A 13,710-nucleotide genomic window follows, 5' to 3' on the forward strand; every position below is an offset into this window, starting at 1 on the left:
CGGGGGCACCGCGCGGGCACCGTACGGTGGAAGGCGTGTACCGGTTCCTGCTGACGCCCCGATGGTGGGGGATCAACGTCTTCGTGCTGCTCGCCATCCCGTTCTGCGTGTTCATGGGTTCGTGGCAGCTGAGCCGGTTCGAGGACCGGATGCAGGACCACCGCGCGGCGACCGAGCGGATCGACCCGGCGGACCGGGCCCCGGCGCGCCCGCTGGCCGAGCTGCTGCCGGTGGACAAGGAGACCTCGGGCGAACTGGCCACCGTGAGCGGACGGTACGGCGAGCAGCTCCTCGTGCCCAACCGCCAGGTGGACGGCAGAACCGGGTTCTACGTGCTGACGCTGTTGCGCACCGACGAGGGCAAGGCCCTGCCGGTCGTCCGGGGCTGGCTGCCCGGCGCCGCGGACGCCGACCGGGCCCCGGCGGCCCCCTCCGGGGAGGTCACCGTCACCGGCTCGCTGCAGGCGTCCGAGACGCCCGGGTCGAACGGCGTGCCCGTCCAGGGCGGGCTGCCGGCCGGGCAGACCTCGGTGATCAGCGCGGCGACGCTGGTGAACCTCGTGCCGGACGACCTGTACGACGCCTGGATCACGCTCGACAAGGGCGACTCGGGCATGAAGGCCGTGCCCGCGACCGCGCCGCAGGACACCGGGCTCGACCTCAAGGCCTTCCAGAACCTCGGCTACACCGGCGAGTGGTTCGTCTTCGCCGGCTTCGTCGTCTTCATGTGGTTCCGCCTGGTCCGCCGCGAGGTCGAGTTCCTCCGCGACGCGGAGCTGGGGCTGCTGTCGGACCCGGTCGAACCGGACGGCGACCGTGCCCCCGGAGACCGCTCCCGCGAAGCCGAGCCGGCCCCGTAGGACCGGCGGGCTCACGCGGCCGCGGAGGCGACCGCGACTGCGGACGCGATTGTGAGAGAACAACTGGCCGAGGCTCCCCGGCCACGGTTGCCGTCAGGCGCCCGCCAGCAGGCCCGTGCGGTAGACCACGCCCGCGCAGGCGTTGGTGACGGACGTCGTGAAGCTGGCGATGCCGCCCTCGGTGGTGTGGGAGATCAGGACGCTGCCGTCGACGACGCCGTCCTCCATGACCAGCTGGGTCGAGACGGAGTTGGAGCCGTCGGTGGTGGTGCCGGGGGTCTCCTGCTCCGTGGGCGTCGGGTCCGGGGACGGATCCGTGCCGCCGGTGCCGCCGCCGGTCGTCCCGCCCGTGGTCTGGCAGGGCTCGGACGGCACCCAGGCGAACCGCACCTCGTAGGCGGCTCCCGGCTCCAGCACCAGCTGGGTCAGGGACAGCGACGGGTCGGGCAGTCCGGCCGCCGCGTCACCGGCGGCATGGGGCAGCACGGTGATCTTCGACGCGTCCGCGGCCCCCTGCGGGATGGTGCTCACCGCGCCCCCGCCGGTGACCGTGCAGGCCGTACCGGAGATGTTGGAGACACGGAACGAGCCGTAGACGGCACCGCCGGAGTCCGGTGCGCCCACGCTGCCGCCACCGCCGAGCTGGGCCGACGTGCACAGCGTGGAGGCGGCGGCCGTCGGCGACGCCTGGGTGCCGCCCGTGGGGCCGTTGCTCTCGCTCTTGCCCTTGTCGCCCTTGTGCTTGTCCGTGTTCTTGCCGGACTCCTTGGTCCCGCCGGAGGAGCCCCCCGACGAACCGTTCCCGCCGGTCTGCCCCTTGGACTGGCCCTCGGTCTGCTCCTGGTTCGAGCCGTTGCCCATGATCGATGTGTTGACGTCGGAGCCGTTGGAGTTGGAGACGTGCATGAGGGCCGGGATCGCCGTGCCGATGAGGAGCGCGGCGGCGGCCATACCGACGACGGCCTGGCGCTTGCGGGTCCGCCGCGCCGGTACCGCTCGCCGCAGATGCTCCAGGGTGCCGTCCCTGGGCTCGATCTCCGACACCGCGTGGTGCAGCAGATCGCGCAGCATCAGCTCGTCGGAGTCGAACCCGCCGATGCCCTTCGCCGCGGAGCCGTTCAGCCCGGTGCTCGTCCGCCCGGCGCTCGTCAGTCCGGCGCCCTTCAGCCCGGCGCCGCTGAGCGCCAAGGCGTTCAGCCCGGCGCCCTTCGACGCCGAGAGGCTCATGGGCGGGTCGTCCGCCGCCGCGTGGTCGGCCGCCGCGTGGTCCGTACCCGGGTCAGCCGAATTCAGGTCGGCAGACCGCGAGTCGTCCTCACCCGCGTCGTTCACACGCGCGCCGTCCTCATGCGCGTCGTGCGGAGCGTGGCCTTCGAGATCCTGGCCTTCGAGATGCTGGCCCTCGGGGCGGGGGCCTTGTTCGTCGGGGCCGTGATTCACAGTTCCGTTCCCAGCGTGCGATTGCGTTTCTTCGTGCTCCTCGAGCCCGCGCCCCCCGACGCGCCCGTCCCGCCCGCGCTGTTCCGCGCGTTCGTTCCCGCGCTGTTCCGCGCGTTCGTTCCCGTGCTCCTCGGCGTGGTCGTCCTCGTCCCGGCGCCCCCAGGAGGCACGCCTCCGGGCGCCGAGCTCGTCCCGACCGTCCTGCCTGTCGGGGCCGTCGTCCCTGCCGTGCGTGCTCATGCGGGCGCCTCCATGGCGACGCGCAGTGCCGCGATGCCCCGGGAGCCGTACGCCTTCACCGAGCCCAGCGATATGCCGAGCGTCTCCGCGACCTGGGCCTCGGTCATGTCGGCGAAGTAGCGCAGCACGAGGACCTCGCGCTGACGCCGCTGGAGTCCCTTCATCGCCTTGATCAGGGAGTCGCGCTCCAGCTGGTCGTACGCGCCCTCCTCCGCGCTCGCCATGTCCGGCATCGGCTTCGACAGCAGCTTCAGGCCGAGGATGCGGCGGCGCAGGGCGGAGCGCGAGAGATTCACGACCGTCTGGCGCAGATAGGCGAGCGTCTTCTCCGGGTCACGGACGCGCTTGCGCGCGGAGTGCACGCGGATGAACGCCTCCTGGACGACGTCCTCGCAGGAGGCCGTGTCGTCGAGGAGGAGCGCCGCGAGGCCGAGAAGCGAGCGGTAGTGAGCGCGGTAGGTCTCGGTGAGATGGTCGACCGTCGTACCGGAGGCCGGCACCGTCGACGTGTCGTCCGCGCCGTCGCGCTGGCTGGGTATGCGGGTCGGCCGCGCCGCTGGCATCGGCGCGATCACCGGCATGCCGCCGGCCGAACCGGGCATGCGGGGACGGCGGGGTGGACGAAGGGCGGTGCCCCTCGTCTGTACCGCGGTGAAATCGAGTACCTCTGCCACGCCTGTTGGACCCGCGTACCCCCCTCGGGGTTGTACGAGACAGGCATCACTTTTGCGTCGAACCGCACACGTCTCCGTAGGGAACGTGCGCCGGGCGGTATGGCGGCCACGTCCGTCGGCACGCAGCGCGCAGCCATCGGTACGACCCACCGAACACCGGACAGCGCGTCGAACGCCCTCATGCGTACCAGCTCTTCCCCTATGCCCCAAGTGTTGGCGCCCAGCCCCGCCGAAGGGCGCCCGGTAAAGACGCTCCCCGTCCGCCGCGCGGTTGCGGCGGACGGGGAGAAAAAAATCCTCGATCACCGGGAGGCCTGAATCAACCCGGAAATCCGGCGACGGTGCGGCCGGAAATCCTCCGCCCGTGGGTACCGCCGACTCGAAGAACTTACACGGCACCACCGACAAGGGCCGAGGCGGCGGGGGCGGGGGGTGCGGGTCGCGTCGGCGGGCGCGGGTGCGGTGGGGCTTCTCGCGCAGTTCCCCGCGCCCCCGAAAACCGGGCCCTACGGACCCGACAGACAGCCCCCACGGACCCGAAAGCCAGACCCTGCGGGCACGGCCCCACGGGCCTGAAGGACCACGACCGAGCGGCCCAGAAGGACCACAGCCCCTCAGGCACCCAAAGGACCACGGTCTCGCGAGCCTGAAAAGCAACGGGGCCGCAAACTGAAAAGCCCAGGGCGCAGCCCCGGCTTTTCAGGGGCGCGGGGAACTGCGCGAGAAGCCCCACCGCACCCGCACCCGCAGCCGCCCACGCACCCGAACCCCCACCCCCGCAGGCGCCGTCGGCCAGCCCTACGCCCCCTTCACCACCAACTCCGCCACCTGCACCGCGTTCAGGGCGGAGCCCTTCCGCAGGTTGTCGCCGCAGACGAAGAGCTCCAGGGCCGTCGGGTCGTCGAGGGCCCGGCGGACGCGCCCCACCCACGTGGGGTCCGTGCCGACCACGTCGGCCGGCGTGGGGAACTCCCCCGCGTCCGGATCGTCGTAGAGGACGACCCCGGGCGCGGTGGCGAGGATCTCCCGCGCCTTGGCGACGGTGACCTCGCCCTCGAAGCGGGCGTGCAGCGTGAGGGAGTGCGCGGTGACCACCGGCACCCGTACGCAGGTCACGGCCACCGGAAGCTTCGGCAGCCCGAGGATCTTGCGGGACTCGTCCCGCAACTTCATCTCCTCCGAGGACCAGCCGTCGGCGCGCAGGTCCCCGGCCCACGGCACCACGTTGAGCGCCACCGGCTCCGGGAACGGCCCGGTGTCGTCGCCCACGGCCCGCCGTACGTCACCGGGGGTGGTCCCCAGCTCCGTGCCGGCGACCAGGGAGATCTGCCGGCGCAGGGTGTCCACGCCGGACCGCCCCGCGCCGCTGACCGCCTGGTACGAGGAGGCCACCAGCGCGCGCAGCCCGAACTCGGCGTGCAGCGCGCCGAGCGCCACGATCATGGAGAGGGTCGTGCAGTGGGGGTTGGCGACGATCCCGCGCGGCCGGTTCCGGGCGGCGTGGGGGTTGACCTCGGGGACGACGAGGGGCACCTCCGGGTCCATCCGGAAGGCGCCCGAGGTGTCGACGACGACCACGCCCTTGGCCGCCGCGATCGGTGCCCAGCGCTCCGCGACCTCGTCGGGTACGTCGAACAGGGCGATGTCGACCCCGTCGAAGGCCTCCTCGGCGCCCTCGGTCAGGGCCGTCACCTCGACCTGCTCCCCGCGCACGGCCAGCTTGCGGCCGGCCGAGCGCGGGGAGGCGAACAGACGGATCTCGCCCCAGATGTCCGCACGGTGGGACAGGAGCTGGAGCATGACGGTGCCGACGGCGCCGGTCGCGCCCACGACCGCCAGCGTCGGCCGGCCGGCGCGCCCGGCATCGACAGCCATCAACGACCGCCGCCTCCGTGAAAGAGGGCCATCAGCGCCCGGTACCCCCGTAGACGACGGCCTCGTCGCTGTCGGAGTCGAGCCCGAAGGCGGTGTGCACGGCGCGCACGGCCTCCGGCACGTCGTCGGCGCGGGTGACGACCGAGATACGGATCTCGGAGGTCGAGATCAGCTCGATGTTCACACCGGCGTCGGACAGCGCCTCGAAGAAGGAGGCGGTGACGCCCGGGTTGGTCTTCATTCCGGCGCCGACCAGGGAGATCTTGCCGATCTGGTCGTCGTAGCGCAGCGAGTCGAAGCCGATGCCGGCCTTGTTCTTCTCCAGCGCGTCGATGGCCTTGCGGCCCTCGGTCTTGGGGAGGGTGAAGGAGATGTCCGTCAGCCCGGTCGTCACGGCGGAGACGTTCTGCACCACCATGTCGATGTTGACCTCGGCGTCCGCGATGGCGCGGAAGATCGCGGCGGCCTCGCCCGGCTTGTCCGGGACGCCGACGACCGTGACCTTGGCCTCGGAGACGTCGTGGGCGACTCCGGAGATGATGGCGTGCTCCACCTTGTGGTCCCCTTGCGACTCTGGCTTCTCGTTGCTGACCCAGGTGCCCGGCAGTCCGGAGAAGGACGAGCGGACGTGGATCGGGATGTTGTAGCGACGGGCGTACTCGACACAGCGGTGGAGCAGCACCTTGGAACCGGACGAGGCCAGTTCGAGCATGTCCTCGGAGGAGATCCAGTCGATCTTCCGGGCCTTCTTCACGACCCGCGGGTCGGCGGTGAAGACGCCGTCGACGTCGGTGTAGATCTCACAGACCTCGGCGTCCAGCGCGGCGGCCAGCGCGACGGCGGTCGTGTCCGACCCGCCGCGGCCGAGGGTGGTGATGTCCTTCTTGTCCGCGCTGACACCCTGGAAACCGGCGACGATGGCGATGTTGCCCTCGTCCAGCGCGGTCCGGATGCGGCCGGGCGTGACGTCGATGATCCGGGCTTTGTTGTGGACCGAGTCGGTGATGACGCCTGCCTGGCTGCCGGTGAACGACTGGGCCTCGTGGCCCAGGTTTTTGATCGCCATGGCCAGCAGCGCCATGGAGATACGCTCTCCGGCGGTCAGCAGCATGTCGAACTCACGCCCGGCAGGCATCGGTGACACCTGCTCGGCGAGATCGATCAGCTCGTCCGTCGTGTCGCCCATCGCGGAAACGACGACGACCACCTGGTGGCCGTTCTTCTTCGCTTCCACGATCCGCTTGGCGACGCGCTTGATGCCCTCGGCATCGGCTACGGAGGAGCCTCCGTACTTCTGCACGACAAGGCCCACGTGCGCTCCTCGCTCCGTTTCAGTCCCTTATCCGCACATACACACGCGCTCACACGTGCTGCGGCGGTCGGCTCAGTCTATCGAGCGGTCGAATATCGCTTCCCTGGTACCGCATGGTGAGATGTCCCGCTCACCCTTTGATCACCTGGGTTTTCTCCGGGCCTTCCACCGGTTTCACCCGGCTTCTCACCGCGGACCCTCGACCGCTCCGGGAACGTCCCTGCCCAGGTCGTCGCCGAACAGTCGGCGCGGACGGCGAAAAGTGCCTGGGGTCACACAACGGCGCCCCGCGACGACGGAACCCCAACTTTCAAGCACTAAGGTCATGCCGTGCGCGTACTTCTGGTGGAAGACGACGAGCCGGTCGCCGAGTCCCTGCGCCGGGGACTCCTGCGATACGGCTTCGAGGTGCAGTGGGTCAACACGGGCGGGGCGGCACTGTCGTACGACGGCCCGTACGACGTCGTCCTCCTCGACCTCGGGCTGCCCGACACCGACGGTCTCGACGTCTGCAAAACCCTGCGGGACCGCAGCCAGGTGCCGATCATCGTGATCAGCGCCCGCAGCGACGAGACGGACCGGGTGGTCGGGCTGGAGCTCGGCGCCGACGACTACGTCTCCAAGCCCTTCGGGGTGCGCGAGGTGATCGCCCGGATAAGGGCGGTGATGCGCCGCGTCCAGCCGCGCGCCGCCGACGCTCCCCCGGCCGGCCCCGACCGCTACGGCCCCCACCTGACCGTCGACCGCAAGGCCGCGCGCGTCCACCTCGACGGTACGGAGGTGGCGCTCGCCCCCAAGGAGTACGACCTCCTCGCCTTCCTCACCGAGGAGCCGGGCGCCCTGATGTCGCGCGAGCAGATCATGGAGGCGGTCTGGGACGCGAACTGGTTCGGCCCGACGAAGACACTCGACGTCCATGTGGCCGCGCTGCGGCGCAAGCTCGCCGGGGCGATCACGATCGAGGCGGTGCGGGGGGTGGGGTTCCGGCTCATCGTCACCGAGGAGGTCGAGACCGCCGGCTCCGCGCGTGAGGGCGACGGCACGCCATGATCCGTCAGCTCATCCGCAGCTACGTCCTCCTCGTGGCTGTGGCGATCGCCCTGTTCACCGTGCCCGTGGCGTTCACGCTCACGGATCAGCTGCGGGACGACACCAGCGAGGCCGTCCAGCGCGAGGCCAGGACGATGGCCCGGCTGCTGGGCGTGGGCGACACCGCGTCCTGCGAGGCCCTGGCGCAGCTCGCCGGGGCGTACCCGCCCGACGAGGAGAAGGTCGAGGTCACCGCGACCGACCGGTGCGCGCCGGACAGGCTGCGGGAACCGACGGCGGACGCGGCGCTGGCCAGGGCCCTGGAACGCGGCGAGAGCACCGTCGACTGGGGCTCCGACTTCATCTGGGGCGACAACCTGGTGGTCACCGTCCCCGCCTTCGAGCGCTCGCCGGACGGAGAGACGCAGACGGACGAGGTCGTCGGCGCCGTCCGGATCAAGTTCTCGACCGACCACCTCACGGACCGGCTCTGGCAGATCTGGGGCTTCCGGGCGGGCCTGGCCGTGCTCGTCCTCCTGGCCGCCGCCGGCATCGGCGTGTTCGCCGCCCGACGCCTGACCGCCCCCCTCCGCCAACTCAACGAGATGGCCAGCAAGATGAGCGACGGCGATCTGACGGCCCGCTCCCCTGTCACCGGCCCCCAGGAGACGCAGACCCTCGCGCGCACGCTGAACCAGGCAGGCGAGCGGCTGGACACGCTGATCGCGTCGCAGCGCATCTTCGTCGCCGACGCCTCCCACCAACTCCGCACCCCCCTCACCGCGTTGCGGCTGTCGCTGGACAACATCGCGGACGGGGTGGACGACGAGTTCGTACGGGAGGACGTGGAGCAGGCGACCGCCGAGGTGGTCCGGATGAGCCGGCTGGTCAACGGTCTGCTGGTGCTGGCGCGGGCCGAGGCGAAGGTGACGGCGGCGGAACCCCTGTCCCTGCGGGACGTCATCCAGGAGCGCCTGGATGTGTGGAGACCGGCCGCCGACGAGCGCGGAGTCACCATCACGCTCAGGGGGAGTGCCGACGGCCGGCCGCTTGTGCTGGCCAGTCCCGGTCATCTGGACCAGGTCCTGGACAACGTGCTTTCGAACGCCCTGGAGGTCTCGCCGGACGGTGCGACGATCACGGTCTCGGTGGAGACCCGGGGCGACGAGGTGGTGCTGTCGGTGCTGGACGAGGGGCCCGGTATGTCGGACGCCGAGAAGTCCCGCGCCTTCGACCGCTTCTGGCGCGGTCAGGGCCTCACCGGGAAGTCCGGGTCGGGCCTCGGCCTCGCCGTCGTCAAGCAGCTCGTCACCGACGACAACGGGACCGTGGCCCTGGGGGACGCGCCCGGGGGCGGGTTGTGCGTCGCGCTCACGCTGCGCGCGGCGCGGCACGGGGGTGGCTGAGCCGGGGGGTGGCTCAGCCGGCCTTGAGTGGCTGGGCCGGGGGGTCGAGCCCAGCCACGACTTGGGGTCCGGCCGGCGGATCAGCCCTCGGGCATCGCCGACGAGTGGTGGTTCACGATCTTCCACACGCCGTTCCGCTTCTCGTACTCGTAGGTGTAGCGGGCGTCGACGCGCTTCTTCTCGCCGGTCTTCGGGTCGGTGAGGATGAAGTAGTACGAGCCGGTGTCGATCGCGGAGTTGCTGTCCAGGACGTTGATGATCGTCTTGGTCTTCTTGCCGACCGGCTTGTTCTCCAGGAAGTGGTTGAAGTAGTCGACGATGCCGGCGCGGTCGGTGCGGATCTTGTTGGAGACCGTCGGCAGGAGCACCGCGTCCTTCGCGTAGCGGTCCGCGACCTTCTTGGAGCTACCGGTCTGCAGCGTCTTGTTCCAGCCGTCGAAGAGCGCCGCGATCTCCTTCTTGGAGGGCTTCTTCGGAGCGGCCTCGGCCCCGGCCATGCTGACACCGGCGGTGACCGTGCCGGCGGTGACCAGAGCGGTGGCGGTGACGATGGCGGCGCGTATCCGGTTCTTGCGGGTCATCGCGATCTCCTGTGCGAAGTGTGGGGTGTTACTGCCTCCGCTTCGTGTGCGGTGGAAGTGACTCAAGATTCGCGCGACGCCGGTTAGGGGCTGTGCAGCGGACGTACAGGCCGCGGGCAAGGTTCGTACAGCATGTCCGGGAGGGGTGGAACAGGGGTCGGCGCCGGGCGATCGGCGCAGGGGTCGGCCGCAGGTGGAGCGGCGTGGGGATCGGACCGACGTCAGTCGGCGTCGTCCGGCGCGGGGGCGGCAGCGAGGCGGCGCACGTTCCTGCCGATCTTCGAGTCGCCCAGCGACCGCAGGGCGTCCTCGTTCACCCCGGCCGCCAACTCCTCGGCGTGTGCGTGCCGCCCTGCCCTGCGCAGCAGGACGACGTGGTAGGCACGGACGAGGAGGGTAACGGGTGAGACGTCTCCCAGATCCCGGCGGGCCAGATCGACGGCCCGTGCCGACAGGTCGACGGCCCGCTGCCGGTCACCGCTCGCGGAGGCTGTCCGCGCCCGGTCCAGCAGCCGCAGGGGGTCCTCCGGGTCGTCGTCCGTGGATCCGCTGAGGGACCACGCCTGGCGCCGCTCCGGTTCGGCGGGGGACTGCGCCGACGGTGTCCCGTTCGGCGCGCCCGGTGTGTTCTCGTCGGGCCGACGGTCCGCGCCCAGAATCCGCCGCGCCTGCGGGGCGTGCGCGAAGGTCGCCCCGAGCGCGCGTGTCCGGTCCTCCGCCTCCTCCAGCGCGTCGGACAGCTCGCTCCGCGCCCGGACCGTGTCCGGGTGGTCCGGGCCGAGCAGACGCTCGCAGTCGGCCAGGCTACGGAGCCTCAGGTCGAGGGCCCGGTCGACGTCCCCGGTCATCAGACAGCTCTCGGCCAGGGCCCCCGAGCGAATCTGACGCCCTCGTCGTCGGGGTCGAGGGCGCGCAGCGCGGCCGCGAGCCCTCGCTCGCACAACGCCACGGCACGCGGACCGGGTTCGTTGATGACGAGCAGCAGACCGGCGCTGGTGAACAGGATCGCGGTGTCCGCCGTGTCCTCCTCCTGCGGATACCGTGCCGCGAATGCCTCCACCTGCGTCGCCCACACCCGTCCCTCGGGCCGGAGCACGGCCCTCATGTCGGTGTCGTCCCCGTCCTGCCACCTCGGTTCGGCCAGGACCAGCACCTGGACGGCGACTCTACGACCGCCGGCGGTGTGGACCTCGATCCGATGAGGGTCGCCGGGGTCGGTCGTCCGGGTCACGGCCTGCACCAACCGGTGCACCGAGATCGTCCCGTCCCCCAGGGTGATCATGCTGTGGGCGGCCAGCCGCCTGATCGCCTCGGTCGCATCCAGCGGGTCACCCGGCAGTTCGACGTACCCGCGCGGAACGCCCTCCGAGCCCAGCCACGCGAGGATGTGCAGCAGCATCAGCGCCTTCGGCGTGTCCGCGAGCCGGTCCAGGGTCACGCGCCAGACCCGGGCGACGGTCCGTTCCGCGTCACCGCCCTCGGGGCCCGAGGCGTACAGGCTCGCGGGGCGCCGCGCGAGGAGCTCCCGATACGCCCCAGGCGTGATCCCGGCCTCGCGGCAGTACGCGGCGGCCTGGTCGACGGCCAGGGGCAGGCACCCCAGCTCGGCGCAGAGTTCCTCGACGCCGTCCGTCGAGCCCTCGTAGATGGTCGTGAACAGTTCCACGGCTTCGTCGGGTGCGAGCACATCCAGGTCCAGCGTGCGCGCGATCCCTCGCCAACTCGTCGGCCCCCTCCGTGTGGTGATCAGGAAACGGCCTCTCGGAGCCCGATCCAGCAGAGTCCTCACATCGGCCGGGTCGTCGACGTTGTCCAGGACGAGGAGCCAGCCGTCGTGGGCGGAGAGCCACTGGAGCGTACGTTCCCGGAGGGCCGCCTCCGGGAGGGTGCCGGCCAGCGCGGGTGTCAGGGCCCGGCCGAGATCGGCGAGCCCCGCGTCCAGTTGGGCCCGGGACTCGGCGGCGATCCACCAGACGGGGTTGACGTCGGCGCCCCGCCCGGCGGCCCACCGCGCCGCCAGCGTCGACTTACCGACCCCGCCGAGCCCGTGCACGGCGTGCACCACGACCCCACCGGGCGCCTCGAACGCCTCTTCCAGGAGCGCGAGTTCACGCTCCCGCCCCACGAAATGCGCGGTCCGCCCGGGCAGATGTCTCACGGGCCACGTCACATCCCCGACCGTGAGCGCCTCGGCGGGCAGTACGGTGCCCTGTTCGACCTGGACCTGGGTGGCGAAATCACCGGTGGCCACCTGCCGGATGTCCCGTCCGGCAGCGACGGCCCGCTCCCCGGATGCCTCCACCGAACGCCCGCCGGACGCCTCGTCCCCCGCCGATGCGTCTCTCACCGTTCGCCCCCTCCGCGCACGACCCGTGTGACCCATCATGGCGGGGCGGCGGTCAGTCCGCGTACTCCTTGAGGTGCTCGGTGTCGAGGCTGATGTTCACCGGGTCGGGGAGCTTGACCGTGGCCCCGAAGGCGAACTTCTCCTCGTGCTGGTAACGCCCGCCCTCCGGCTGGTTGAACACGACGACCGAGCAGTCGTCGCGGTCGATGAGGAGGTAGACAGGGATGCCTGCGGCTGCGTAGCCGTCGGGCTTCTCGACCCGGTCGCGCTGATGGGTGTCGGAGTCGTGCGAGGTCACCTCCACGACCATGAGGACGCCCTCGGTGTCCGACCAGTCCCCATGCCCCATCGGGAATCCGAACGGCGCGAGCAAGCCGTCCGGGCGTGCCCGCCCCTTCCGGTATTCCTCGACCTTCATGCCACGATCCCCGTAGAGCCACAGCTCGGGACGGTGCTGCATGCACAGCCGCTGCAACCAGGCGACGATGTGGTCGTGATTGCCATCGGTCACCGGCTTGACCTGGACCTTCCCCCTGATGAACTCCAGCCGCACCATCTCGGGTGCGTGGCGTTCCAGCTCCTCGAACTCCTCGACGGACATCTGCGGCCGGTGTTCGGGCGTGGGGGTCATGGCGTCGCCTCCTCGACTCCATGGTGCCCTGACCGATACGTCCTGGACGCTCATACGCCGCCCCTCCCGTCCGCCGGGTCGCCGGCGAGACCGCTCCGTGTCATCACTTCCAGCGCCCCAGACGGCCCGCCCGGCGCAGCTCATCCACCCGGGCCGTGACGTCCACGACCTCGTCGGCGCCGGGCAGGCCACCGGCACGCGGGGCGGGGAGGAAGGTGTCCGGGACCGGCGTGTACACCGGCATCGGCCCGTCCGCCTCGATCTCGGCAAGACATTCGGGACACAGCCCGTGCACGATCTCGGCGGTCCGCTCGTCCGCGTCGCAGAGACCACAGGCCATGATCACGCGGGTGACACGAGCGCGCCGCGCCGCCTTCTGCCGCAGCTTGGCCTTCTTCGGACGCGGCGACGGGGTCGGGGGCATCTTCTTCTCCAACCGTTTGCGGGCGAATCCGCCCGGGTTGGTGACTTCCGACGGCAACCCGTCGGTCAGCGCCGTGGTGACGTCCTGCGGCGTCGCCCCTCGCGACAGCCACTGCGTGACCAGGGATTCGAGGGCGAGGCAATCGGCTTCGGACAGCGGCATACGGGGATCGACGGAACGGATGTCGGCGAGGGTCTGGTACGCGGGGCTGGGCTCGTCCCCCGAAGCCGGGCTCGGGGCGGTGCTTGGAGTCGGGGTCGGGGTCGCCTCTTCGGGCGTCTCGTCGGCGGGCTCGTTCTCCTCGACCCGGGCCAGCCCCGACTGGTAGTGCTCCGTCACGTCCCTGCCGTCGCGCTTCCGTGCGAACTCCGCCCACCACTCCACGGACCTGGGCGTGCGCGACCAGTACGTCCGCGTCACCCAGCGCATGGAGCCTTCCTCGACGGTGATGTGCTCCTTGATCCAGCGCAGATGCCCGGCACGCACGAGGCGACCCGCCGACGTGCGTACGGCTTGCTGGCCGTAGTGAGGGTGTTCTGCCGCGATCACCTTGTGGCCCATGGCGTGGCCGTCTTCGAGATGGTCGATGAAGACGGCGATCTCGGCGTCGCGGGGGCTCAGGTGTGCGAAGTTCGGATCCGCGTGCGGGTCTTCGTCACCCACGGAGCGTTTTCCGTAACCCGTCTTGGCCATCGGGTGGGACGGGGAAGGCAGGGCAGCACTAGGCTGGGCGTAAGCCACGATCGAGTCTCCGTCGATCCGTAGGTCTAGGCCCTGGCACTGGTGTTGGCGCACCGGCCGGGGCCGATCTATGTGGTCAGATGCCGCGAACCTAGAGCGGCTTTACGTTCCGAAGCAAGTCGATCACGGAACGTCACCCTTTCGAGTTGC

Annotated in this window: 12 protein-coding genes; 3 read left to right on the forward strand and 9 right to left on the reverse strand. The window is 70.9% G+C overall.

All coding sequences use genetic code 11. The features are described 5' to 3' along the window. The first annotated feature begins 35 nt into the window (after positions 1-35). Entirely contained in the window at positions 36-860 is an 825-nt protein-coding gene (locus tag HW837_RS01085) for an SURF1 family protein (protein WP_093791118.1), read from the forward strand. A gap of 93 nt (positions 861-953) precedes the next feature. Here the strand turns inward: HW837_RS01085 and HW837_RS01090 are convergent, their stop codons facing one another. From HW837_RS01090 to HW837_RS01105, 4 genes are all read right to left on the reverse strand, one after another. Next, positions 954-2,192 (reverse strand): hypothetical protein, encoded by a 1,239-nt coding sequence (locus tag HW837_RS01090; protein ID WP_313895529.1) that lies wholly within the window; start codon positions 2,190-2,192, stop codon positions 954-956. A gap of 344 nt (positions 2,193-2,536) precedes the next feature. Beyond that, positions 2,537-3,142, reverse strand: coding sequence for a SigE family RNA polymerase sigma factor (locus HW837_RS01095; RefSeq protein WP_078853469.1), 606 nt, complete (start codon positions 3,140-3,142; stop codon positions 2,537-2,539). 870 nt (positions 3,143-4,012) lie between these two features. Beyond that, positions 4,013-5,089 carry an aspartate-semialdehyde dehydrogenase gene (locus tag HW837_RS01100; RefSeq protein ID WP_045558121.1) on the reverse strand — a complete coding sequence of 359 codons (1,077 nt, stop codon included), beginning with the start codon at positions 5,087-5,089 and terminating at the stop codon, positions 4,013-4,015. Positions 5,090-5,120: 31 nt separating this feature from the next. Next, entirely contained in the window at positions 5,121-6,401 is a 1,281-nt protein-coding gene (locus HW837_RS01105; RefSeq protein ID WP_045558122.1) for an aspartate kinase, read from the reverse strand. A gap of 330 nt (positions 6,402-6,731) precedes the next feature. Here HW837_RS01105 and HW837_RS01110 point away from each other — a divergent pair, with 330 nt between their 5' ends. After that, on the forward strand, positions 6,732-7,451 hold the full coding sequence (locus tag HW837_RS01110; RefSeq protein WP_193379519.1) for a response regulator transcription factor: 720 nt from the start codon (positions 6,732-6,734) through the stop codon (positions 7,449-7,451). Continuing rightward, on the forward strand, positions 7,448-8,836 hold the full coding sequence (locus HW837_RS01115; RefSeq protein WP_045558124.1) for a HAMP domain-containing sensor histidine kinase: 1,389 nt from the start codon (positions 7,448-7,450) through the stop codon (positions 8,834-8,836). The genes HW837_RS01110 and HW837_RS01115 overlap by 4 nt, the downstream gene beginning before the upstream one ends. Before the next feature lie 80 nt (positions 8,837-8,916). Here HW837_RS01115 and HW837_RS01120 read toward each other — a convergent pair whose 3' ends face one another. The 5 genes from HW837_RS01120 to HW837_RS01140 form a co-directional block, all read right to left on the reverse strand. Then, positions 8,917-9,417: an SgcJ/EcaC family oxidoreductase gene (locus HW837_RS01120; protein ID WP_045558125.1), complete on the reverse strand. Its 501-nt coding sequence runs from the start codon at positions 9,415-9,417 to the stop codon at positions 8,917-8,919. 221 nt (positions 9,418-9,638) lie between these two features. Next, positions 9,639-10,265 (reverse strand): tetratricopeptide repeat protein, encoded by a 627-nt coding sequence (locus tag HW837_RS01125; RefSeq protein WP_193382425.1) that lies wholly within the window; start codon positions 10,263-10,265, stop codon positions 9,639-9,641. Next, positions 10,265-11,764, reverse strand: coding sequence for an NB-ARC domain-containing protein (locus HW837_RS01130; protein ID WP_193382424.1), 1,500 nt, complete (start codon positions 11,762-11,764; stop codon positions 10,265-10,267). Before HW837_RS01130 ends, HW837_RS01125 begins: the two co-directional genes overlap by 1 nt. Positions 11,765-11,816: 52 nt before the next feature. Next, positions 11,817-12,395, reverse strand: a complete 579-nt coding sequence (locus HW837_RS01135) for a Uma2 family endonuclease (protein ID WP_193382423.1) — start codon at positions 12,393-12,395, stop codon at positions 11,817-11,819. Between the two features lie 103 nt (positions 12,396-12,498). After that, entirely contained in the window at positions 12,499-13,512 is a 1,014-nt protein-coding gene (locus HW837_RS01140; RefSeq protein WP_193382422.1) for a hypothetical protein, read from the reverse strand. Between the last annotated feature and the right edge of the window lie 198 nt (positions 13,513-13,710).

This window comes from Streptomyces caniscabiei, assembly GCF_014930365.1.
Lineage (GTDB): Bacteria > Actinomycetota > Actinomycetes > Streptomycetales > Streptomycetaceae > Streptomyces > Streptomyces caniscabiei.